The sequence below is a fragment of the Spirosoma flavum genome, assembly GCF_042686045.1.
GTDB classification, from domain to species: domain Bacteria; phylum Bacteroidota; class Bacteroidia; order Cytophagales; family Spirosomataceae; genus Spirosoma; species Spirosoma flavum.
In genome coordinates this window covers 1,006,262-1,028,407 of record NZ_JBHUOM010000002.1, presented here as the reverse complement: position 1 = coordinate 1,028,407, position 22,146 = coordinate 1,006,262, and the positions used below count along the sequence as shown (strand labels likewise).

The 22,146-nt window shown below is 47.4% G+C and carries 17 protein-coding genes; 6 read left to right on the top strand and 11 right to left on the bottom strand.

Going from position 1 to position 22,146, the window contains the following annotated elements:
- The first annotated feature begins 569 nt into the window (after positions 1-569).
- Both ACFS25_RS09780 and ACFS25_RS09775 read left to right on the top strand, forming a co-directional pair.
- The gene (locus ACFS25_RS09780; RefSeq protein ID WP_381499331.1) at positions 570-1,973 is read left to right on the top strand and encodes a DUF418 domain-containing protein; all 1,404 of its coding nucleotides are present in this window, start codon (positions 570-572) and stop codon (positions 1,971-1,973) included.
- 14 nt (positions 1,974-1,987) lie between these two features.
- A complete protein-coding gene (locus ACFS25_RS09775) occupies positions 1,988-3,400 on the top strand; it encodes a DUF418 domain-containing protein (RefSeq protein ID WP_381499329.1) in 1,413 nt (470 codons plus the stop codon).
- Between the two features lie 96 nt (positions 3,401-3,496).
- Here ACFS25_RS09775 and ACFS25_RS09770 read toward each other — a convergent pair whose 3' ends face one another.
- On the bottom strand, positions 3,497-4,801 hold the full coding sequence (locus tag ACFS25_RS09770) for a glucuronyl esterase domain-containing protein (RefSeq protein ID WP_381499328.1): 1,305 nt from the start codon (positions 4,799-4,801) through the stop codon (positions 3,497-3,499).
- Between the two features lie 581 nt (positions 4,802-5,382).
- Between ACFS25_RS09770 and ACFS25_RS09765 the strand changes: the two genes are divergently transcribed.
- Positions 5,383-7,038: a GH35 family beta-galactosidase gene (locus tag ACFS25_RS09765; protein WP_381499326.1), complete on the top strand. Its 1,656-nt coding sequence runs from the start codon at positions 5,383-5,385 to the stop codon at positions 7,036-7,038.
- Between the two features lie 417 nt (positions 7,039-7,455).
- Here the strand turns inward: ACFS25_RS09765 and ACFS25_RS09760 are convergent, their stop codons facing one another.
- From ACFS25_RS09760 to ACFS25_RS09745, 4 genes are all read right to left on the bottom strand, one after another.
- Positions 7,456-8,817, bottom strand: a complete 1,362-nt coding sequence (locus ACFS25_RS09760) for a sensor histidine kinase (RefSeq protein WP_381499324.1) — start codon at positions 8,815-8,817, stop codon at positions 7,456-7,458.
- A 137-nt stretch (positions 8,818-8,954) separates the two neighbouring features.
- Positions 8,955-9,110: a hypothetical protein gene (locus ACFS25_RS09755; protein WP_381499322.1), complete on the bottom strand. Its 156-nt coding sequence runs from the start codon at positions 9,108-9,110 to the stop codon at positions 8,955-8,957.
- A 35-nt stretch (positions 9,111-9,145) separates the two neighbouring features.
- A complete protein-coding gene (locus ACFS25_RS09750; RefSeq protein ID WP_381499320.1) occupies positions 9,146-12,742 on the bottom strand; it encodes a PAS domain S-box protein in 3,597 nt (1,198 codons plus the stop codon).
- A 10-nt stretch (positions 12,743-12,752) separates the two neighbouring features.
- A complete protein-coding gene (locus ACFS25_RS09745) occupies positions 12,753-12,935 on the bottom strand; it encodes a hypothetical protein (protein WP_381499317.1) in 183 nt (60 codons plus the stop codon).
- 1,205 nt (positions 12,936-14,140) lie between these two features.
- On the opposite strand from ACFS25_RS09745, the gene ACFS25_RS09740 reads away from it, so the two are divergent.
- The gene (locus ACFS25_RS09740; protein ID WP_381499315.1) at positions 14,141-15,019 is read left to right on the top strand and encodes an NmrA family NAD(P)-binding protein; all 879 of its coding nucleotides are present in this window, start codon (positions 14,141-14,143) and stop codon (positions 15,017-15,019) included.
- Between the two features lie 98 nt (positions 15,020-15,117).
- The gene (locus ACFS25_RS09735) at positions 15,118-16,032 is read left to right on the top strand and encodes a helix-turn-helix domain-containing protein (protein ID WP_381499311.1); all 915 of its coding nucleotides are present in this window, start codon (positions 15,118-15,120) and stop codon (positions 16,030-16,032) included.
- Between the two features lie 77 nt (positions 16,033-16,109).
- Here ACFS25_RS09735 and ACFS25_RS09730 read toward each other — a convergent pair whose 3' ends face one another.
- The gene (locus ACFS25_RS09730; protein ID WP_381499308.1) at positions 16,110-16,466 is read right to left on the bottom strand and encodes a winged helix-turn-helix transcriptional regulator; all 357 of its coding nucleotides are present in this window, start codon (positions 16,464-16,466) and stop codon (positions 16,110-16,112) included.
- 85 nt (positions 16,467-16,551) lie between these two features.
- Here ACFS25_RS09730 and ACFS25_RS09725 point away from each other — a divergent pair, with 85 nt between their 5' ends.
- On the top strand, positions 16,552-16,980 hold the full coding sequence (locus ACFS25_RS09725) for a DoxX family protein (protein ID WP_381499305.1): 429 nt from the start codon (positions 16,552-16,554) through the stop codon (positions 16,978-16,980).
- Between the two features lie 362 nt (positions 16,981-17,342).
- Here the strand turns inward: ACFS25_RS09725 and ACFS25_RS09720 are convergent, their stop codons facing one another.
- The 5 genes from ACFS25_RS09720 to ACFS25_RS09700 form a co-directional block, all read right to left on the bottom strand.
- Positions 17,343-18,362 carry a potassium channel family protein gene (locus ACFS25_RS09720; RefSeq protein WP_381499303.1) on the bottom strand — a complete coding sequence of 340 codons (1,020 nt, stop codon included), beginning with the start codon at positions 18,360-18,362 and terminating at the stop codon, positions 17,343-17,345.
- Positions 18,363-18,557: 195 nt separating this feature from the next.
- Entirely contained in the window at positions 18,558-19,004 is a 447-nt protein-coding gene (locus tag ACFS25_RS09715; protein WP_381499300.1) for a hypothetical protein, read from the bottom strand.
- Entirely contained in the window at positions 18,994-19,164 is a 171-nt protein-coding gene (locus ACFS25_RS09710) for a hypothetical protein (protein ID WP_381499297.1), read from the bottom strand. The genes ACFS25_RS09715 and ACFS25_RS09710 overlap by 11 nt, the downstream gene beginning before the upstream one ends.
- Positions 19,165-19,443: 279 nt before the next feature.
- Positions 19,444-20,760 carry a gluconate:H+ symporter gene (locus ACFS25_RS09705; protein WP_381499294.1) on the bottom strand — a complete coding sequence of 439 codons (1,317 nt, stop codon included), beginning with the start codon at positions 20,758-20,760 and terminating at the stop codon, positions 19,444-19,446.
- A gap of 20 nt (positions 20,761-20,780) precedes the next feature.
- Positions 20,781-22,076, bottom strand: a complete 1,296-nt coding sequence (locus ACFS25_RS09700) for an McrC family protein (RefSeq protein ID WP_381499291.1) — start codon at positions 22,074-22,076, stop codon at positions 20,781-20,783.
- Between the last annotated feature and the right edge of the window lie 70 nt (positions 22,077-22,146).

Genomic DNA, 22,146 nt, shown 5'->3' with positions numbered 1-22,146 from the left:
GCAAGTGTTATTCACAATCTATTTATATAAGTCCGAGCCGTACAGAAAGACGTTGTCGGCCCTTTCGAGCCTATACCAATTGAATACACCTATAATGGCCCCGCCAATGCCACGATAAAACTGATCGATGGTATAGTAATTCTACTAAGTGGGTTTAGCTACATACCCCCGCAAACTACCCAGAGGTATTTGATTCGAACCGCGCAGAACACCACCTATACCAGTATAGATTATGCTGGGTAGATACAAAAAGTAGAGCCTATTAAAAAGGAGTGCTTTAACGGTACAGAATCGTTGGCTAGCTACTGGCGCTTCATACATTGACAAAATCACCCGTTATGTTTGCCTAAATAAGCCCCGGGCACACCGGAGGAATTTTTGCTACCTAAAAGTGGTCTCCTTGGTCCGTGAGCCAGTAACTGGGCATTATCAGAAGTTTGTACCAATGGAATAGGCTCCTTGGAGATGGAAGCAAACAACCGTTTAATCAAAACCAACGCATTCCTACTATTTAACTACCTGTTTTTCATATATTTACGATAGACACTTCTATCCGAAACAGGTCGTTCATGGATTCACTCGTAGTTCGCTCAACCCAACCATCACCAGATTCCGGTCATGAAGTTGAATCCCCAGGGGCCAACTTAGTCAGTGGCGGACCAGCTCCTCCAACGGTAGGCAACATGCTCTGGGGGGTAGTGGTGCTGGGCCTGCTGCTGGTAAGCATCCGGGTATTTGGGCTAACGCAGGCCCAATCGGGTCAATTGCTTCGAGGGCCACATGGCGGTAACTACTGGCTGCTGAAGTTTACACATCTCTTCTTCGACAATACTGTACCTGCTTTGGGAGCACTGCTATTTGGAGCCGGTATGCTACGGTTTCTAACCAAACCCAGCGCAACCGGCGGCTTAGCCACCGCATCGGCGGAGCAGCACGAACGTTACCTTCGGCGACAGCTTTGGCTGGGCTTCTTAGGCGTAGTCAACGCCTTTTTGTTACTCTCACCCGTAGATTGGCTGTTTCAACTTAGTGTGGTAGGCTTGCTGCTTTTCCCTTTGCAGCGGCTATCGGGGCAGGCTTTAGTAGTTGGGGCGGTGGTGGCCGGGCTGATCTTTAGTGGAAAAGGTTACTGGAATTATACGGAGCAACAGGACAAATTCACCAGCTATACGAACGTAGTAGCGCTCGAAAAGAAGCACATCAAGCTAACCGACCAGCAGAAAGAGGACAAATCGGTTTGGGAAGGAATGCTCAAACGGGTGGCCTACGACAAGAAGAAAGATCAGGCCAACCTCATCTCATTACGGACTGACTACCCCACCGCCTGGAGCTTTCTGCTGCGTCCCCTGCAAGGGCGGCATTCGTGGCAGTTTTACACCCTTGACCTATGGCAAATCATGTCAATAACACTACTGGGCATGGGACTGTTTCGACTAAATTTTTTCACGAATCAGTTCAGCATCTACCGCCTGCTGGGGGTGACGGTGCTTGGCTTGGGCGTTAGTCAAACGCTGGCCTGGTTATCCTGGCCGTCGTACGAACTGAAATGGATTGATTCTACCAAACTCATCAGCCTTGGGGTTTGGCCACTGTCCGATTGGCTGCAACCGGTTGAGTGGGGATTTTCGGCGGTAGGACTAGCCGCATTGGTAATGCTTTCTTTTCGGCTGAGCCGGAGTGCCGGGCTGGGTCGGGCCCTGGCTGCGGTTGGTCAACTAGCCCTAACCAATTACCTGTTGCAGACGGTGCTTTGTTCGATCTTCTTTTACGGCTACGGGTTTGGGTATTTCGGTGATTTGCGTCTCCAAACGCTTTACCTCGTCGTGGCTGAAATTTGGCTACTGCAAGTTGTTTTCAGCACGGTCTGGCTGCGCTATTTCCGGATTGGCCCTGCCGAATGGCTTTTGGCGTCATTGACTTACGGACGGAAAGTGGCCCTGTCTTGGCCTGCCTCAACCTCTGTTCCAGCCTAACCCATACTCCAACTATGGAATCATCTTCCCCGCCTACCCCAGTCGCTTACATAGCGAATGATCACCGCTCCGCCGGACCCCATCAGGCCGAGCTGAGCTCTTGGGAGATCAGGTCGGACCACGTCAGGCCGAGTCACGTTAGCCCTGTGGCTAGAGTAGAACGCCTTCCGAGTCTGGACCTGATCCGCGGAATAGCCCTACTGGGTATTCTGATGATGAATATTCCGGTCTTCGGCTACCTGGACTCAGGCATCACGGCGGTAACCAAAGATCTCGGCAGTCACGATTATGTGGCCTTTGTAGCCGTAGGCACAGCCTTCGAGGGAACCATGCGTGCGTTGTTTTCGATGTTGTTCGGGGCGGGCATGATTCTATTTGCCAGTGGTAAAACCAACTCGATACATGGTCCGACGGTGGTGGAATACTATTACCGCCGTTTACTGTGGTTGGTGTTGTTTGGCGTATTCGATGCCTTCGTCCTGCTCTGGCGGGGTGATATCCTGTTTAACTACGGCCTGATGGGCATGTTACTGTATCCTTTCCGTCGGCTCAGGCCCATCTGGCTGGTGTGTATGGGCTTGGTATGTATGGGCATTACTCTGTACAAAACCAATAGTTGGACCAACCAGGTTCGCGAGTCCCGGTTGGGCTATGTAGCTGCCACCCGGCTCGAAAAAGCGCACCAGAAGCCATCCGAAAAAGAGCTTGAAGCTAAAGCAAGCTGGGAGCGCTTTGTGGCCCGCATAAACCCCGATCCCAAAGCCGATGCCAAAACCCTACTGGCCCTTCGGGGCGACTACCCGACCGTTTTTAAGCAGTTAATGCCGGAAATAGTCAGTAGCAACGTTTATTTCACCTACCACGGGGCGTGGGACATGCTGGGTATGATGTTTATCGGCATGGCCCTGCTGGGGTGGGGTTTTCTGACCAACCAATTAACGACTCAAACCTATGTTAGTATCCTACTGGTGGGCTATGGATTGGGCCTGCCCCTGAGTTGGTTTTTTGTCCAGTATACAGTGGATTTTTACCAGCATCCGGCGCTGACAGTCGAGACCTACCGGGTGTCGCCCCAACTTCTTTACGACTTCCGGCGGGTGTTGCTGGCCCTGGGTCACGCCAGCTTGCTGTTGCTGATATACCGCTCCCGTGTGATACCCTGGCTGATGAAGGCCCTGATTGCGGTCGGTCAAATGGCCTTCACCAATTATCTGCTACAGAGCATTATCTGTACATTCTTTTTCTTCGGTTACGGCTTTGGCTACTATGGCAAACTGGCTTACTACCAACTCTATTACGTAGTGGGTGCCGTTTGGGTATTTCAGCTACTGGTATCGCCCCTCTGGCTTCACTACTTTCGGTTCGGTCCTTTCGAGTGGGTCTGGCGTAGCTTAACATACTGGAAGCCACAACCGATGCGGGTTTGACCTACCTGCTACAAACCTTGTTTAACAGGCATTGAAATTAGTTAAGGGGTAAATTCCGGATGAAGAGCCGGAATTTACCCCTTTAGCGACCAGTAACTATTTAAAATAGCGATCAGCAAAAATCAAAAATGTCGGCCAGTTGGGACCAGTCGTGTGCCCACCGCTATGCTGACGAAAAGCAATTTCTCCATCAACTAATGCGGTTTCAATAGGGGGAAATTCCATAGTGCCCAAGTCTTTCTTGCCCAGAAGTTTGTAAACGGGCCCAGCGTAGGCACCACCCAGAAACATACCTTTGGCATCGACCCAGTTGCCTTCTACTTTAGGCGAGCCCGAACTAATAAAAACCGGGCGGGGAGCACACAGCGCCACTAGTTCGTGGGCATCGACGGGTAAGTCATTGGGCGTCAATGGCCCGGCGTATTTTATGAAATTTCCTGCCATCCAATGATATTCAGCCGAAGAAGCTACGTTCTCGACTTGCTCCCCGAATTTACGCCGGTGAATTTTTACACCGCCCTCGCCCGAGGAGCCAACAAAAGCGATCGCTAAGCGGGGCTCATAAGCCATCGTGACAATAGTTGCTTTCCCATAGCGTGATAACCCCTCAATCCCTACTTTTTTCGCATTGACTGCTTTATCGGTTTCAAAGTAGTCCATTGCGCGGCTGGCTCCCCAAGCCCAGGCTCGCAGTGCGCCCCAATCGTCGGGTTTACGGGGTTGACCTTTGTTGACCAGACCAATAATTCCCGTTGTTAGACCGGCACCATTGTCGGCTTGGTAGCTGGTTGGATAGAGAATGGCATAGCCCCAACCTTTAGCCAGAAGTTGCTGCTGCCAGGTTGGTTCAGGCTTCACAGTCTGAACCAGTGTACCCGACGTCGCTGTCGTGGACGTTGGCAGGCGGAAACCCGCCGGAAACCGGAAGCCGTAGCTCATCATCACGGGTACAGGACCAGTGGCATTGGCCGGGGTGGAAAGCGTCAGTTCAATATCAACATTGATGGCCGGATAAGCCGAATTATCCACATGACCTACCAGATTTTTGGTGATGACCGAAAAATCGCCGTTCATCTCTCTGGTTTCACTGACCACTTTCCAAGTTACTTTCGGCACGCTCTTTGGTTGGCGACCGTATATTTCCCGGTCAAAATCTTCCACAATTTCAGGCCGACGCTCATTCCACCACTGTTTAGCAGTCGTCACTTTTTTGCCATTTTTTAGGGTCAGCGGGTCAGGCAGACTGGTGTAGGGCGTTGCCTGCGACTCATCGACATTAGCCGCATTAGGCGCACTCGGATTTCCCGATGGACCAGGCCGGAGCGAGCTGATGCTCAACTGATCCATCATCCGCTTGTGGTCTTCTGCCGACTGTTTTTGAATGACTGCCTGAGCGGACATAAAGACACGTCTGGCTGAATCGGATTCCGGGGCTTGTCCTTTAGCACTCAAGCCAAAAAAGGGCTACGAATGCTAGAGAAGAGGTTAACGTTTTCATGTGATAAACGGATCATTAAGGGTTTATGAACTTCGGCTAGGGTTAATCATTTGACAAAGTGGAAGAATGTTGTCAACGATTTTAGACTCATTATTTAGCCGTGAACGGCGAGGCTGGCAAGCCCACCCCCATATGTTTATAGGTGCCCCTCGCTGCAAAACCATTCCGCCACTGACCAAACGGGGAAGTCGGACCTGACAGGAGCCATACTGGTGAGTCAGTAAGCATGCCCCAACTAATGGGGTCTGAACCAAGGCAGTTAAATAGAGTCTCATACCGGACGTTAGCTAACTCCAAAGAAACTTTACCCACTATTATTACTACTTTAACAAGAAATTAATCGTTCGTGGTATTGTTTCGTAACCGCTCAAGTGATTAATAAACGTTAGTTCACAATTTCATCATTTCCTGATTGGGGTAATGAAACGTTGTCGCTTATCTGCGAGATTTGTCCACTTAACCAGTTTTTGTACTCTCAGTTAGTATGAACAAGCGATTCGTTCCACTGCTAGTTCGCGCAGGCTTCCAGGCCATTGCGCTGTTGCTCGTTTATACAGCGACTGCACAGTCTCCCACAAGTTTGACGAGCCTGCCCCATCTTCAAAAACAGGGAACGGCCTCGCAGTTAGTCGTTGCCGGAAAGCCCTTTCTAATGCTGGGCGGTGAGTTAGGTAATTCCAGCGCATCAGACATGAACTACATGAAACCTATGTGGCCTAAGCTTCAGCAGATGCATCTCAATACTGTTCTGGCCCCCATCTACTGGGAGTTACTGGAGCCTCAAGAGGGCAAATTCGATTTTACCCTGGTTGATGAGTTGATCAAAGACGCCCGCCAGCACCAGATTAAGCTCGTCCTGCTGTGGTTTGGCAGCTGGAAAAACAGCATGTCCTGTTACGTACCGGGATGGGTTAAAACGGACACGAAACGATTTCCCCGAATTCAAGATAAGAAATGGAAAGCGCACGAAATTCTGACTCCGTTTTCCAAAAATAATTTAAATGCTGACCTCAACGCATTCAGCGCCCTGATGCGGCATGTTCGTGACGTTGATGGGCGACAGCAAACGATTATTATGATTCAGGTCGAAAATGAGATCGGTATGCTACCTGATGCCAGAGATCATTCTGCCTTGGCGAATGCGGCTTTTGAGCAGCCTGTACCTCAACCACTTATTCAGTATTTACAAACGAATAAAGCGTCGCTGGCACCAGCGGTTCGCACCGCCTGGCAAGCCAACGGCGCTAAAAGTAGTGGTAATTGGGAAACGTTATTTGGCAAGAGTCTGGCTACTGACGAGGTATTTATCGCCTGGCATCTGGCGCAGTATACCAACCAGATAACGGAAGCAGGAAAGGCCATATACCCCCTCCCCATGTTTGTAAATGCGGCACTAAACCGGCCAAACGTAAAACCGGGTGATTACCCAAGCGGTGGTCCGCTGCCCCATATCATCGACATTTGGAAAGCGGGCGCGCCCGCGCTGGATTTCTTCTCCCCAGACTTTTATAACCCGGACTTTAAATACTGGAACGATCTATATACCCGTCCAGACAATCCATTTTTTATTCCGGAAATTCGCTTCGAGCCGTCTAATGCGGCTCAGGTTTTTTATGCCATCGGTCATTATAATGCCATGGGCTTTTCCCCCTTCTCGATAGAATCGACGGTTAAACCAGCAGAAGAACCCCTTGCTCGAAGCTATGTTATCCTGTCTAGTCTCAGTCCTCTGATTCTGGCTAATCAGGGCAAAGGAGGGATGAATGGAATGCTGTTCGACAAGAAAATGGCAACCGATACCATTCACCTGGGGGACTATACCTTTACCTGCAAACACGACTATACACTGGGCTGGTCAGCAAAGGCCAGAGAGGAAGAATGGCCGATGACGGGCGGGATGATTATCCAGACGGGCCCCGATGAGTTTACCGTGGCTGGAACGGGAATCGTTATCACATGCAGCTCTGATAAGGCCGATCGACCGAATGCAGGCATTTTGCAATTAGACGACGGAGCCTACGTTGATGGAAAATGGGAACCGGCCCGGCGAATGAACGGCGACCAGGATCACCAGGGACGACATATTCGCATTCCGGTAGGGGAATTTGGTATTCAGAAACTGACACTGTACCGCTACTAGCATTTTAACATTAGCTGAGTAGCAATGCCGTTGATGATAGTGTAGATTGGATTATTTCTTTGGCACGCTTCAGCCTGTAAGTCAACAGCGCTGCCGGTTTTTGTGGGAGGCTGTTTCACAAATGGCATTCTCAGTACATAGTCGATTGATTGAAAACGCAAAATAAGGTTTAGTACCCTGACGATAGTTCCGAGGACCAGACTCTATGTGAATCGTTTATAAAATAACCTTGCCATCAAATTTCGCGCAGTTGTGTCTGGCGATAAAATCAGAAAGAGGCCGGATTATGTAGTTCAATGGACCTAATTGTAAGTTCCTCCCTCCCACTAGGTCACTACGTCCTGACACACAGCCAGTTGGTTTCAGAACCAAATAGCGCCATTCGTAGACTCTTAGCCATTGAAGGAAGCTACTTGTTTAGTTGGGCAAATACACACTGAAAGTTGCCCCCTTACCGGGTCGGCTGGTGGCCATAATCGCGCCCCCATGATTAGTCACCACTTTCTCACAGATGGCCAGGCCAATGCCTGTACCCGCAAATTCGCTTTTACTATGCAAACGTTGAAAGACCTCAAAGATCCGATTGGCATATTTCTGATCAAAGCCAATGCCGTTGTCAGTCACATCGATCCGGTAATAAGTAGGGGCCGAAAATGAGGGCTTCACGCCGGACGGCAAGTCTCTGGCCAGGAGGGTTTGAGAACTAACTTGAATCAGGGGGACTGCCGGAACAGCCTGTTTTGAGCGGTCTTGCCGACTAAATTTCAGGGCGTTACTGAGTAAATTCTGGAAGAGCTGGCCCAACTGAATGGAATCACCTAACACGTCGGGTAATGACTCGACCCTGACAACTGCCCCCGTTTCGGCAATCACCAGCTCTAAGTCGGTGATTACGGTCTGGACCACCACTGACAGGGAGACCATGTGGCGATTGTCATGAAGAGCGGCTATTCTCGAGTAACTCAACAAGTCTCGGATCAGGGCAGACATGCGACCGGCTGCCAACTGCATACGCTCCAGGTAAGTACGTCCCTCGCCAAGCTGGTCGGCATACTGACTTTGCAGAATATTGCCAAACGACTGGATTTTACGTAGCGGCTCCTGCAGATCATGGGAGGCCACAGAGGCAAACTTTTGCAGGTTGTCATTGGCCCGAATCAACAATTCATTTGCTTCACCTAACTCGGCATTAGCTACCGTGAGCGCTTCAGTACGGGCCTGTATTTGCTGTTCGAGTTCAGCCGCCAGGTTTCGGTAGCGCTGTTCGCTTTGTCGTAATGCCTTGTTGGATTTCCGTAAAGCTAACAGAGTTACCACGTGGTTGGCTAGCGTTCGTAAGGCGACCAGTTGAGCCTGGCTCAATTGCTTCGGTTTATCGTCGATGATACACAGGGAGCCCAGGGCTAAACCGTCAGCATCGACCAGGGGCACCCCTGCATAAAAAACGACATGAGGGTCACCCGTAACAAGCGGATTTTCTGCAAAGCGTTCGTCCTCCCGTGAATCAGGTACGATTAAGGTTTCCTGCGGATTGGTGATGGCATGAGCACAAAAAGAAAATTCACGGGGCGTTTCCCGGATATCAAGCCCATGATTGGATTTAAACCATTGGCGTTTATCATCGATCAGACTAATCAGCGAGATCGGGGTCTGACAGATTTGAGACGCCAGGTTGGTAATATCGTCATAGTCGGACTCGGGCAAGGAGTCCAGAATATCATAACTTTTCAAGGCATCCAGCCTCTTGGTTTCCTCTGCGAGAGGTGGAGGAATCAGCATCGTTTAGTACAGCCATTTTGCACGCTGTTAAAGCGAGTAAGAATGTATAACTCGGAGACAAAAAAGTATGTTTAATAAAAATGACTTATCAAGGTGTATCAGTAGGTCTCTTTACACCTCTGCCGAATAGAAAAGCATTAAATTCTTTCTGGCAATAATGGGAGCAGACGCTGTTCAGACCCGTGGAAAAACCGTAATAAACTTGTGTAGTAAAGCAGGGTAAACGCTCCCGTTAATTTCAGGACTAAACAGTACTGGACATCATCTTCAATTAGTAAGAGTTGAGTAGTCATGGCTTTAGCGGTAAATGGGTAGGTGATGGGCAACATTAACCCCGCATGGGGGTAATAACTTCCTCCATCAGTGCCTGATCGGGTGAGCCTAAGGGGAGGAGGATGGTAAAGACCGTTCCTTTATGCGACTCGCTTTGTAGCTCCAGCGTACCAGCATGAAGCTCCACAAACTGCCGCGCAATCACCAGGCCTAACCCCGTACCCTGGATGCCAACCGTGTTACTGGCCCGAAAAAAAGCCTGAAACAAATTAGCCACATCAGCCGCCGGGATGCCAATACCCTGATCGATGACTTGCAGCGTTAGCTGATGGTCCCCAAAGGCCAGCCGCAACTCCGGATTACCATTGGAAAACTTGAAGGCGTTCGACAATAGATTGATCAGCACATGACTCATCAGGTTGTCATCGATATAAGCGCTACGGGGTGTTCCCTGGATGACAATCTGAACAAGCCGCTCATCAGGGCGCTCACTGAAATGGGTGTCGATCAGCGTCTCACAGAAAGCCAGCACATCGATCCAGCGGGGCATGAAGGTTATTTTTCCGGCCTCGATCTGGCCGATGGTCAGCATATCGGTCAGAAGCGTACTGAACTTTTCGATTTCTTTTTGAATAACGCCCAGATGATTTTGAATCGATGGTCTGGCGCGGTCCGGAGGGAAGTCCAGATACCGCCCGATCAAATCGACACTGGATTGGATGGTCATCAGGGGGGTTCTGAATTCATGGGAGGCTGTTGAGACGAACTGGGACTTAAGTTGATTGAGTTCCTGCTCTCGGTGCAACGATTGCTGGAGGACAAACTCTTTTTCTTTCTGGCTGGTAATGTCATTGGCAATGCCAATATGCCGGGTGATTTTACCAGCCGAATCTCGGATGATGAAGGTGCGGACCGACAGCCAGCACCTTGACCCATCCGGTCGCTGTAGTCGACAGTCCAACTGGCCTTCTATGCCAGCCATATAATCCCTAAAAAACGCATCTATAGCAGGCCGGTCTTCAGTCACGATGTCATCCGTAAACGTGGTCATATCGTCGAATGTAGTCTGACGACTTCGGTTCCAGACCCGCTCAAAGGCCGGGTTAAGGTAGAGTAGACGGAACGGCTCTGCCGAGTGAATCCAGAAGACCTCATCGACATTATCGGCAATCTCCCGAAACCGCTGTTCACTTTCCCGCAGGGCGGCTTCAGCCAGCTTTCGCTCCGTTACATCCCAGGCGACGCCAATGGCACGAACCGGATGGCCATCCTGGTTTTTCACGACCAGGCCATGCGTTTCTAAGTAGACGGTGGTACCATCCAGCTTGATAATCCGGCAAACACTTGAAAACTTATCGTCTTGCGACCCTTGGTGCGTAACCTGTTGAGTGCTTTCCACAAAAGTAGCCCGGTCCTCCGGGTGCATCATGTGTATAAATTTCTCAAAACTCCAATCGGTCCGCCCCGGCTCTATACCAATAATTTTCAACAGACGGTCTTCCCAGACGAGGATACCCGTCTCCAGATCTTGTTCCCAGATACCCTGGCCGACGGCTTGCGTGGCCAGTTGCAGCCGCTGGTTAAGATTGCGTACCTGTATCTCGTTCTGCTGACGTTCGGTGATATCGCGGGCAGACCCATATACCCGATCATCAATGCCAATGGCCGTCCACTCAATGATGCGGTAAGTGCCATCTTTTCGACGCATTCGGTTGATCTGGTTGCGAACCGGTTGCTGAAGGATGTTCGACAGCAATTGCTGATAGACAAATTTCTGCTCGTCGGGATGAATCAGATACAAAAAAGGAATCGCCGTCAGCTCGGCGGCCGAATAGCCTAAGGCCGTTTGGAAAGCCTTATTGACTTCCGATATCATCCCCTGACTATCGGAAATGCAGTGCATGTCCAGCGCACCCTCAAAGAAGGTACTCAACTCCTGGTTTTTCTGGCGTAATTTGGCCTGGGCTTGCTTTAGGGCGGAGATATCCGAGGCAATCCCAATATAGCCGATCGTTGTTCCATCCTCATCCTGTAGAGTACTGGCCGATAAGAGCACCGGTACCGGTCGGCCATGCTTGCCGATGATCACACATTCCTGGTTGACATGACCCTGTCCGGCCAGTGCAAGCTGGAAAAAGGGTATCTTTGAGTTGGTTCCTTCGTAAGGATGACAAGAAATTACGGGGAAGGGGTTTTCGGCTGTTCCAGGCATTGCGCGAGGAACCAGACCAATGAGTTCCTGGATAGAATAATCCATTAACGTCTCACATGCCTGATTGGCAGTCTGGATTACCCCATCAATACCGGTGGAGAGAATGGCCTGACCGGCATGTTTCAGGATGGCGTTTTGGAGCACCGACAGTTCACTAACATGTTTCGTATGGGCTAAAATCTGATTCGCTAACTTCTCGTTTTTTTTGTGAAGCTTGGCCTGTGCTTGCTTCAGGGCGGAGATATCCATGATGGTGAATAGAACATTCTCTCCCACCCGAGTCAGCGTAAAGTGTCCCCATAAAGAAATACCATCAGACTGAACATGTTTCTGGTATTGCAGGGATACGCCCGTACGAACAACCCCAACCAGCCGCTCGAGCAGGCCAAGTCTGGATGTCTGGGGAAATAAAGTTTTGACCGTTTGACCAGCCATTTCCGCGATGCTATGCCCAAGTATGGCCGCATTGGCTGGATTGGTCAATAAGAAGGCAAAATCCGTGATTTGGCCCTGTTGCCATAGGGGGCGAAAAAGGGTCAGTCCCACCGGTGTATTGGACACAATAGCCTCCAGCAATTGATTCCTAGTGTCCACTGGTGGGGAGAGTGAACTTATCAGGGCTTTATCCAGGAGCTGTTCCCCGAACAGCTCCTGGATAAGGTTCCGGATAAGACTCTGATAATCGTCCGTAAAAAAAAAGGGTTGATCCTGCGCCACCAGTAAAGCGCCAATCACTTGTCCATCCTCTAACAGGGGGACCAGCATGAACGAACGATAGCCCTGCTGGTATAAGGATAACGTAAACGCTACCCCCGTGGTGTGAGCCTCGACCTGTTGGCAAACGATGGTCTGCCCTACCCGAAAGAAATCGATGTCAGTTCCGAAAATGGCGGCCAGCCTGGTGGTTTGCTCTTCAATCAGTTGGCTTTGCACCTGGGCAGTCTGGAGAGTAACATCGAAGGCGTAAATAACGGCTTGCTGGCAAGGTACTCGTTGTGGTAGTAACTGGAGGAGCATAGCCCCCACCCGCCGACGTTCTTCTTTTTGTATCTGAACCCTCATTAGCCCCCAAAGCGGGTCCGGTGATAAGGGTGAGGGGAGCGTACTACCCGCCTGAAGCTCGACCAAATAACCGCCATTGAGGGGTGTAAACGTTAATTTACCCGGCTGATTGGATGCTAGTTCATAACTCAAGGAACAGCAGGCACCTTTTTCCAAGGCTGGCCAGAGCGGAGCTAATAAGGCGCTCGATTGGGGCACCATCCAGTCAGACAAGCAGGCGCTCGAACTGTCTGGCCCGGACGTAGCTGTCTGGTGTAGCTGCAAATCCACTATTCGCCCCTGTTTATTGAGCACTGGCGTAAAAAAAAACAGGGTGTGCTCGCCGGGTTTAGTTTCGGCAAACCCAGTTATCCGGGCAGTTCCTAAAGGAATATTCATAGAAGGAAAGCTAGTTAAACCAGCTCTTATCACCTGTTTTTTTAGCCAGCAACTCTACCCTATAGGTTTCCATCGGGTATAATTCATTAGGGTAGGGTCGCAAGCGGGATCGTTTAGCCGTTGAGTAGTTGGTAATGTAGACAAACACGGATTGCCAATTTAACACCGAAGCAGAAGATTTCGAAAAGGACATAGGTTTAACTTCGAGGGGAAAAGGCTTGTTAATCATTATGTTGTCGTATTTACAAAATACGGAGGCTTAAATCCGTAAATCTTCATGAATCGCCAACTAACACCGGAGTTGACGGATAAAACCAGAGAGTTCGAATCAAGATGAAGCCTGGCACTCGATCGACGGGGTATTGAAGCTTGCTTGCTACGCAGATGTCGGTCGATAATCCAACACCACTAAAACAGCGACGAGATTTGCAGTTTTCAATAATAACGAAATTAGTAACGAACCTTTAATTAAAAATTGGTTGATATAATCGATTGGTGACTACTAAAACAACAGCCCGGATACATTCTAACTATTGAGCTGTTCAATTATAACCGTAAATTTGATTTACCTACCCCTTAGTTACCTTATGATCATATAATTATCTTACAAGATACCTTAATATACTTTTCATAACTAATGACAAGCATTAATAGAGTATATTAACTATTGTTCTAAATATGTTAAAAGCTGAATCTGTTTTTATTTACGGCTGATAGCTTCCACTTTCAGGAGAAATAAATCTACACAAGTAGCGTTTTTCACTTCGGAGAGAATACCCAAACTTACAAGAATATAAGCCAAAACGGTAAAGCTTGAGGGTTACATTTCGCCTATCGGAAAACTGGTCTCTCTACTTATGGGACAAGGTGAGCGTAAAATCGAATCGCACTATCTGGTGCCGCGTTTACTCAATATGAAGCGGGACGCGCTTCAATCTGGCACAGAAAAAGACTCAAAACTTCAAACTCGGTAAACCGAAAAAAATTTACTGTACAGGCCACTCATAAAGAAGTAACCACACAAGCCAAAAATACTTATATGTAAAATGACAGTATTCAGGCTATAGAATTGCCCTGCTCTATGGGACAGAAGGCCTGACATACGCCGAGATAGCTGATAAGGTTAATCGAACCCAGTATCGAACTAGACGAATTATTCCTACTACAAATCTTTACCAGCCTATTTCTACTAGCTCCAGAATCTGTTCAGAACGGGCGTGGCTGTGAGACAATTCAATAGAATTACTTTTAATGATTAGTCTTATTAGATAACTGGCTTAAAAAGCAGTAAAGGGTATTAACAATACGAATTCTTGTTTTGACTACAACAACAATAGATTTGACTACACCTGTCTCTGTGTTGCTGAGGACCTTTGCAACAGTAAAAAAAACAGAAAAATGAAAATTATAGTTACAGGTTCCTTAGGGAACATCAGCCAGCCACTGGCCAAGGAGTTGGTAGAAGAAGGACACGCAGTGACGGTTATCAGCAGCAAGCCCGAAAAACAGAAAGACATTGAAGCCCTAGGCGCCACCGCTGCTATTGGCTCACTGGAAGATGTAGATTTTTTGGTTGCTACTTTCACCGGTGCCGATGCAGTGTATACTATGGTACCGCCGAATTTTACCGTACCCGATTCGAGACCGCATTACCAGAGAATTGGCAGTAATTATGCACAAGCCATCGGGCAGGCGGGTATAAAGCGTGTGGTTAATCTTAGCAGTTACGGCGCGGATTTAGATAAGGGCACTGGACCCATCCTTGGTGCTCACGATGTAGAAGGCATTTTGGATAAATTGTCAGATGTAGCCATTACGCATCTGCGCCCTACTTATTTCTATTACAATCTGTACAGCTTTGTCGATATGATAAAAGGGGCAGGCTTTATGGCGGCAAACTATGGCGGTGAAGACAAAATAGTAATGGTGTCCCCAATAGATATTGCTACTGTAATTGCCGAAGAAATTGTGACACCCACCATCGGCGAAAAAGTGCGATATATTGCTAGTGATGAACTTACTGGCAATGAAATTGCGAGTATTTTAGGTGACGCTATTGGAAAACCAGCGTTGAAATGGGAAGTTATTACTAGTGAACAAATGAAAAGCGGTTTAGAAGCGAATGGAGTACCAACGCAACTTGCGGCTAATCTTGTTGAAATGTTTGATAGTGTTCACAGTGGAGCACTACGGGAAGATTATGATCGACACAAACCAATCGCTATGGGCAATGTAAAGCTGGCAGATTTTGCAACGGAGTTTGCGGCTGCTTTTTAAAAAGGTAATTGTGGTTGATGTGGGTCAAATCTGCCACCACATCAACCACAATTACCTTTTTTGTACCACTTAACCGTATAAACCTCATTCTTTGGCTAATGAAAAATACACAACCTCATAAAATTAAAACCATAACGGAATATCATCAGCTCATGAGTTTGCCAAAACCGGAGCATCCGTTAATTAGTGTGATCAATTTTGACGCTATTAAACGTCTACCAGACGATAAGCCGAAAAGTCTTATACATGATTTCTATTCCATCGCTCTTAAGCGAAATTTTAATGGAAAGATGAAGTATGGTCAGCAGGAATATGATTTTGACGAAGGTTTACTAATTTTCATTTCGCCCGGTCAGGTTTTTTCAATCGAGGCAGATGAGGATTTAAAACATACAGGATGGTTATTACTCATTCATCCCGACTTTTTATGGAATACACCTTTAGCAAAAAAAATAAAGCAATACGAATATTTTAGCTATTCGGTACATGAAGCGTTGCATCTTTCAGGAAAAGAAGAAGCCATGATTACGGGCATTATGCAAAACATTGGGCAGGAGTATCACTCGGCTATTGACAAATTCAGCCAGGATTTAATTATTGCTCAGCTTGAATTATTATTGACGTATGCTGAACGGTTTTATCATCGTCAATTCATAACCCGAAAAATCACAAACCATAAGCTTCTTAATCGCTTGGAAGGTATTCTTACAGACTATTTCAACAGCGATACTTTAGCAAAAAAAGGAGTACCAACTGTTCAATATATTGCCGAAGCGTTGAACATGTCACCTAATTATTTAAGTGTGTTGTTAAAAGTATTGACAGGTCAAACTACGCAGCAACATATACACGATAAATTGATAGAAAAGGCGCAGGAAAAATTATCCACTACCGATTTAACCGTAAGCGAAATTGCCTATGAATTAGGATTTGAACATTCGCAGTCTTTTAGCAAATTATTCAAGAACAAAACTAATTTTTCGCCTTTAGAATTTCGCAATTCCTTTAATTAATAAATTATTAGCTCTATGTAGGACGTAATTAAGCAGTTGTGCCACGGTACAACTTTTATGCTGAATTTGGCTGGCAGTTATTTTCCGAATAGTTGTTTACGGTGATTAACACCCCAGGTATGCAGTTCCATCATTACTTTTTTTAACGAACGTGAATAATCGGTGGCTATATATTCAATTAAAATAGGATGGTCGTTATGGACTATTCGTTTAATCAACTGATGTTCTTCCATATCTTTCAATTCTTTGGAAAGAACCTTGGGATTGATTTTGGGAATGCTCGTCTCTATTTCCTTAAAACGCCGGTTGCCATGCATAATTGACGTTAAAATCAACATTCTCCATTTGCCGCTTATAACATCCAGCGCATCACGGATCGGGAGCATCTGTTCTATACAATCGACATGCTTCGTTTTGCCCTCTGTTAAAATCATACTGCTTACGTTCAGGTAACTGATTACTTTTTTGAAAGTAAAAGTAGGGACCTTTGCTAGACCAATCAACTACTACTTAACCAGTATGATAAGTCAGCAGAAGAAATCAAAAACCCTTCACATTGCCTTGTGGATCGTCCAGGCACTGGTTGCCCTGGTCTTTATCGGCACGGGACTATTTAAGTCGGTTACGCCTATTCCTACGCTCGCCGGAATGTGGCCCTGGGCAGGAGAATACCCGAACCTCCTTCGTTTAACGGGTGTAATTGATCTATGTGGCGGCATAGGTATCGTTTTACCGGCGCTTACCCGTATCAAACCAGAGTTGACTGTACTTGCAGCCTTGGGTTGCGCTGTACTTCTGATGTGCGCCATTGGCTTTCATTTGTCTCGTGGCGAGGCAGCAAACACGCCTTTTAACCTTGTCATGCTGGCACTCGTCCTTTTCGTTTTTTGGGGACGTCGTATGAAAGCACCAATCAACCCTCGGGGTAAAGCAGGCTCCTTGGCATAAACATTTCCTATCGCGTATATACCCTCGTGTTACCGCCGTAAACTCAACAATGCCAGTCGTTGGAACAGGGCAAGATTTATTCAGGCTAAAAAGTCATCTAAATCACGGTTGTCTCATTAAATTCTCCTTTTACAAAGCCTATGTTTCCCCCGAGTGTTGGTCACGGAAAGAATACTGTTATGCGTCTATCGACCAGCAATAGCAGATATTACTATGAGCAATAGATGAAGAACTTTCGAGAACAGGGTGACAATCTTAGCTACCAGTATGGAGCCGTCAGACCATACCATTACCGAAACGGCTTATCATTCAGGCTGTTGAATACTATTTGTCCACCCATTATATATGGTTCAACCTGTGAGCTAAGCAAGCCGCTCCAGTGAAGCCGAATTGTTTTGAACGGAAGCCTGATGCAGAAAGAACAATTTCATATCAGCCTGAAGCAGTAAACCTGGCTCGGGTGTAATGAGAAATCCAGTAGCTGTTCGGATAGCAATGACCACGCCTTCGGCCAGATGATCGTCGATTAGTTGTTGTAGCGAAAGTCCCCGGTAATTTTTTACCAGCTTGTTTATCTCCATAACATCTATAATTGAGCCATTTTCTGCATTGCCGGTTAGGTAGTCCAGAAACTCCATAACGTCAGGATGGCTCACGATGCTGGCCATATGTGCCCCTCCTATCTTGTCGGGCATAACGACGTTATTAGCTCCGGCTTTTCGCAATTTACTAATGGCAGAGTATTGTGAAGCCCGGCTGATGATCGTCAATTTATCATTAAGGCTGCGGGCACTGAGCACAATAAATACATTATCAGCGTCGGTAGGAAGGGCAGTTAATAGAGCCTTTGCGCGCCCGATTCCTGCTTTTACGAGAATTTCGTCTTCCGTCGCGTTGCCAATTACGTAGAGCAACGACGCATCTTTTGACTCATAAGCCCGGATACGTTCGTCGTTTTGCTCAATAACAATAAAGGGTACTTTGTGCTGGCGTAGTGTAATAGCGGCTTCATGACCGTTACGTCCAAGGCCACACAGAATAACATGGTTGCTTAGTGCGTCAATCTGGCTGGTCATTTTTCGTTGTACAAAATAGTGGGTCAGTTCGCCACTGGCTATATATTGAGTGATGAGAGCCAGCGCATACGCAAAGGTTGTAAAACTGGAAATCAGCAAAAAGACGGTAAAAAGACGTCCTGCTGGCGATAAAGGCCGTACCTCCGTATATCCCGCCGTTGTAATGGAAATAACGGTCATGTACAGCGCATCAACAAAATTGTATTGTTCGATGTACATGTAGCCGATAATTCCCAGCAACGAAATCCCAAGTATAACCAGTAAGGGCGAAAGAAGCGAAAAAGGTTGCTTTAGCTTCGAGAACATGTTTATCCTTACTATATATTATCAATGACAGGGAAATATACGAAATATACGTCTACAATAGATTATAAAGGCAGAATTATATTTGGTATCATATAAGACATACTATATTCACCCATACGCTCTATTGTGCGTGTTTGACTAAAGGAACCGGCATATGGATAAGGACCATGTTCTCCGGCAACCGGGTAAGTACACTTACTTCATGGCTTCCTCTGCTGCTTTTTTCACTATGGCCAGGTCATTAACACCCTGAAAACCACTGAATCCGCATGATATACGGGTTTCAGCATCCAATTGAATAGGCTGGCCACCTTCCCAACCCATCAGGTCGGGCAATTCTATACCAAAATCTTTATGATTGAGTTGATCAGAGAATACCAATCGTTCATACTCGCCGGTTTTATAGCCGGTTATCCAAACCTGTGAGGCTTTCCGATAAGCCACATCATAGAACCCGCGTCCTCTTACTTTATCAGTACCCCAAATTTTTCCATAAATAGTTCCGGCATCATCAATGATACAAACCGCCACATTTCCCTCTGAAATACGCCAATCTACTTCACTGCTTATGAAGGCTGGTATTTGAGCCGACAGGCTGTCAAGCATTTTATTGATTACTTGCTGCAGTTTTTCATTGACCATTTTTGATAATTTTATCTGTTGTTCGTAAAATTCCGGTAAGAATCGTCGCCGAACTGCGATGCAGAACTATTTTCTCTGACTTTTCGGCCAGCATCAGTTTCATAACAACAACCCCAACGCCTTTATAACTAGTGGCATTGACAATACATACGGTTCCCACCTTACAATCTTTCAATTTTTCACTTATCCTTTGCAGACCACCAGTCAGTATATCATTAGTTGAGATGGAAGTTACGTCCGATGCCTTTACCCGGCTTTTTGCTTTTTCTTCTACCTACAATATAAGATTGGCGTTGCTGTATTTAAACACTACATCGCTGGCAAAAAGGTGTATCCGAGACAGGCAATAAGTCCTGATTATCAACTAGATAATGGATATCATCAATGGTGAATCTTCCTGGTACTTCGCTAAAGCTAAATGTAGTCTGACCTGTCCTTACTACACCACCATATTTAACGCCAGCACACCCAGTAAGCCAACGATGGAGACGATTGTTTCCATCAGCGACCACGTTCGGATGGTTTGCCCAATCGTCAGGTTGAAATACTCTTTGAACAGCCAGAATCCCCCATCGTTGATATGCGAAAACATCAGACTTCCCGATCCAATAGCCAACACCATCAGTTCAGGTTTTATGGCCTGCGATTGCACCAGTGGCAGAATAATACCCACCGTTGTTAAACCGGCAACGGTGGCCGAACCAACGCATACCCGGATAAAAGCCGCAATACCCCAAGCCAATAGTAAGGGCGGAATGGCTACATCAGCCAGTAAACTGCCGATGTATTTGCTGGTGCCGCTGTCGCTGAAAACCTGCTTCAGCGCCCCTGCCCCAGCAATAACCAATAGAATCGGGGCAATGGCTTTCACCGCTTCTTCCAGGTCTTTTGTAATAGCCTTCATTGTCAGCCCCTGCCGGATACCCAGTGCATACATGGCCGTTAATACCGACACCAACATACCTATATAGGGCTCGGCCAGCAAGGTAACGATGGTTTTCAGTGGCGATTCGGGGGGTAATGCATTTTTAAGCGGGCCGAATGTCGTCAATAGAAGCACCGGTAATAGAGCCACAAAAAAGCTAATGCCCGCGCCCGGCAGATTATGGTCGGGTATTTCGCGAATGTTGAATAATTGCCGGTTGGGTGTCGCCTTGATATGCAGGAGTGTTTTACCAAATAATGGCCCGGCAATGACAATGGCCGGAATGGCAACAATAATACCGTAGATGAGTGTTTGCCCAATATTAGCATTGAGCTGGCTCGCCACCGCCGAAGGTGATGGGTGCGGAGGCAGATAGCCATGTGCGACTGATAGGGCGGCCAGCATCGGGACGGCTACCGACATTAAGGGTAATCCCGATGAAGCGGCAATAGTAAAAATCAGGGGAACAACGATGATAAAGCCAGCATTATAAAATAGGGGAATACCAATCACAAAGCCCGCTAAGGCCAATCCCCACCGGATGTTTTTGATGCCAAACCAGCCGATCAATACATTGGTAATACGACGGGCGGCCCCACTTTCGGCCACTAAACGGCCCAGCATTGCTCCAAAACCAATGATTAGCACCAGTTCGCCCAGCGTGCCGCCAATACCGGTTTGAATCGATTTACCAACCGCAACAACATCCATACCGGAGGCCAAACCAATGCCGAGCGACACGATAACAAATGAGATAAAGGTATCTAAGCGAACAAAGGCGACTAGAACAACAAGAGTTAGAATACCAATTAAGGTCAGGAGAAGGGGCATACTGTACGGTGGTCGGTTAACTATTTTCTGCTTGTCAAAGCGTAAATAGACAACTTTTCTACTTCATTTACCAGCGAATTGGTCACATCGAAAGGCACAACGTGCAGCCGCGTGGTGGCGTCGTAGCCAAATACGGCCAACGGCTGACGGAAGGTTGTATTAGCTGGATAAATCAAAAACAGATCGTCGGCGGCATATTTCTTACCATACGCATACAGTTGATACATATCAGCCTGTTCAATACCGTAGTTGCCCGTATTTTGTGCCGCGTTCGACTCTTGCCCATTTATCTGTTTCCATTTAGTGTCCAGTACAAATGTTCGGTCGGCATGCCGAATTACAATGTCGGGTCGAAGCTTGAACTTGGGCATGCCAACATGTTCATCGACTAAATGCGCTGACGACTCCTGCACCCGTACGTCGTCGGCATTTGGCCAGTACATTCGTATGCCGTGAGCAACGTAATCTTCAAATACCTGTTCCATCGGAAACAGCAGCGACAGACTTTGTATCTGACCCGTTTTTACACCAAGACCCTGCCCAAGCAACAGCGTTTCCGCCCAACTCAAAGCCGATTTATACCGTACAAACAGGCGACTGCTTCGCCGAATAGCGTTCAGATCACCCACTATAGAATCGGTAACCGATACCTCATCAAGACCCCCTAGTAACTGCTGGATTCGACGCTGGTTTGCCCTATCTGCTGTTTTCCCATTTAGATAGAGCAGTGCGGTTTTTAGGATACGGTTAGGAGGCACATTAGCGGTCAAAACGTCGTACATAACCGCCAATCGCTCAGCATGGCAGGCATTTTCGCGCAGCTGGCGAGTGGCCTGAAATTTGCCTTTCCAAAAGCGTTCATTACATTCAACAGCTACATACGCCCGTTGTATACCCTGCCGGGCCAATGATTCTACCGAGTCGAGGAAAGCGGTGATAAAAATCTCCCACAAAGGTAAATCGACAGCTCCTGTATGGGCTACTCTGAGCGTTCGGAACGGGCTATGGCGCAGGTGCCGAAGCATGGCAAGCAGCATGGGGCGGGCGTTGGTTTGCTGCTCAATTTTTGGCAGAATTTCGAGTTGCGTTCCATCAGACAAGGGTAGCAAACCAACATAATTACGTACGCGAATGAACTCGCGCCCTTTTTGCACAGTGAATGCCAGTAATCCATCGGCGTTTTCATTCTCAAACACGAATCGGCGCAGTGCCCCAAAAACCGTATCAGGCACGAGTATTCCACCCGGTGGTGGCTCAGTCAATTGACCGGCATCACCAATTAAACTATTCTCAACAACCGAAATCAGGGTGGTCATACTACGCGCTACTTTTTCAGTCTGCTCCTACCCTCTAAAAGACGGTCGAGGGCCTAAGATAATAGTTAAC

What these genes read in the sequence shown, in the direction of transcription:
- ACFS25_RS09780 (WP_381499331.1), top strand. Translation starts at nt 570, where the DNA reads ATGGATTCACTCGTAGTTCGCTCAACCCAACCATCACCAGATTCCGGT.
- ACFS25_RS09775 (WP_381499329.1), top strand. Translation starts at nt 1,988, where the DNA reads ATGGAATCATCTTCCCCGCCTACCCCAGTCGCTTACATAGCGAATGAT.
- ACFS25_RS09770 (WP_381499328.1), bottom strand. Translation starts at nt 4,801, where the DNA reads ATGTCCGCTCAGGCAGTCATTCAAAAACAGTCGGCAGAAGACCACAAG.
- ACFS25_RS09765 (WP_381499326.1), top strand. Translation starts at nt 5,383, where the DNA reads ATGAACAAGCGATTCGTTCCACTGCTAGTTCGCGCAGGCTTCCAGGCC.
- ACFS25_RS09760 (WP_381499324.1), bottom strand. Translation starts at nt 8,817, where the DNA reads ATGCTGATTCCTCCACCTCTCGCAGAGGAAACCAAGAGGCTGGATGCC.
- ACFS25_RS09755 (WP_381499322.1), bottom strand. Translation starts at nt 9,110, where the DNA reads ATGACTACTCAACTCTTACTAATTGAAGATGATGTCCAGTACTGTTTA.
- ACFS25_RS09750 (WP_381499320.1), bottom strand. Translation starts at nt 12,742, where the DNA reads ATGAATATTCCTTTAGGAACTGCCCGGATAACTGGGTTTGCCGAAACT.
- ACFS25_RS09745 (WP_381499317.1), bottom strand. Translation starts at nt 12,935, where the DNA reads ATGTCCTTTTCGAAATCTTCTGCTTCGGTGTTAAATTGGCAATCCGTG.
- ACFS25_RS09740 (WP_381499315.1), top strand. Translation starts at nt 14,141, where the DNA reads ATGAAAATTATAGTTACAGGTTCCTTAGGGAACATCAGCCAGCCACTG.
- ACFS25_RS09735 (WP_381499311.1), top strand. Translation starts at nt 15,118, where the DNA reads ATGAAAAATACACAACCTCATAAAATTAAAACCATAACGGAATATCAT.
- ACFS25_RS09730 (WP_381499308.1), bottom strand. Translation starts at nt 16,466, where the DNA reads ATGATTTTAACAGAGGGCAAAACGAAGCATGTCGATTGTATAGAACAG.
- ACFS25_RS09725 (WP_381499305.1), top strand. Translation starts at nt 16,552, where the DNA reads ATGATAAGTCAGCAGAAGAAATCAAAAACCCTTCACATTGCCTTGTGG.
- ACFS25_RS09720 (WP_381499303.1), bottom strand. Translation starts at nt 18,362, where the DNA reads ATGTTCTCGAAGCTAAAGCAACCTTTTTCGCTTCTTTCGCCCTTACTG.
- ACFS25_RS09715 (WP_381499300.1), bottom strand. Translation starts at nt 19,004, where the DNA reads ATGGTCAATGAAAAACTGCAGCAAGTAATCAATAAAATGCTTGACAGC.
- ACFS25_RS09705 (WP_381499294.1), bottom strand. Translation starts at nt 20,760, where the DNA reads ATGCCCCTTCTCCTGACCTTAATTGGTATTCTAACTCTTGTTGTTCTA.
- ACFS25_RS09700 (WP_381499291.1), bottom strand. Translation starts at nt 22,076, where the DNA reads ATGACCACCCTGATTTCGGTTGTTGAGAATAGTTTAATTGGTGATGCC.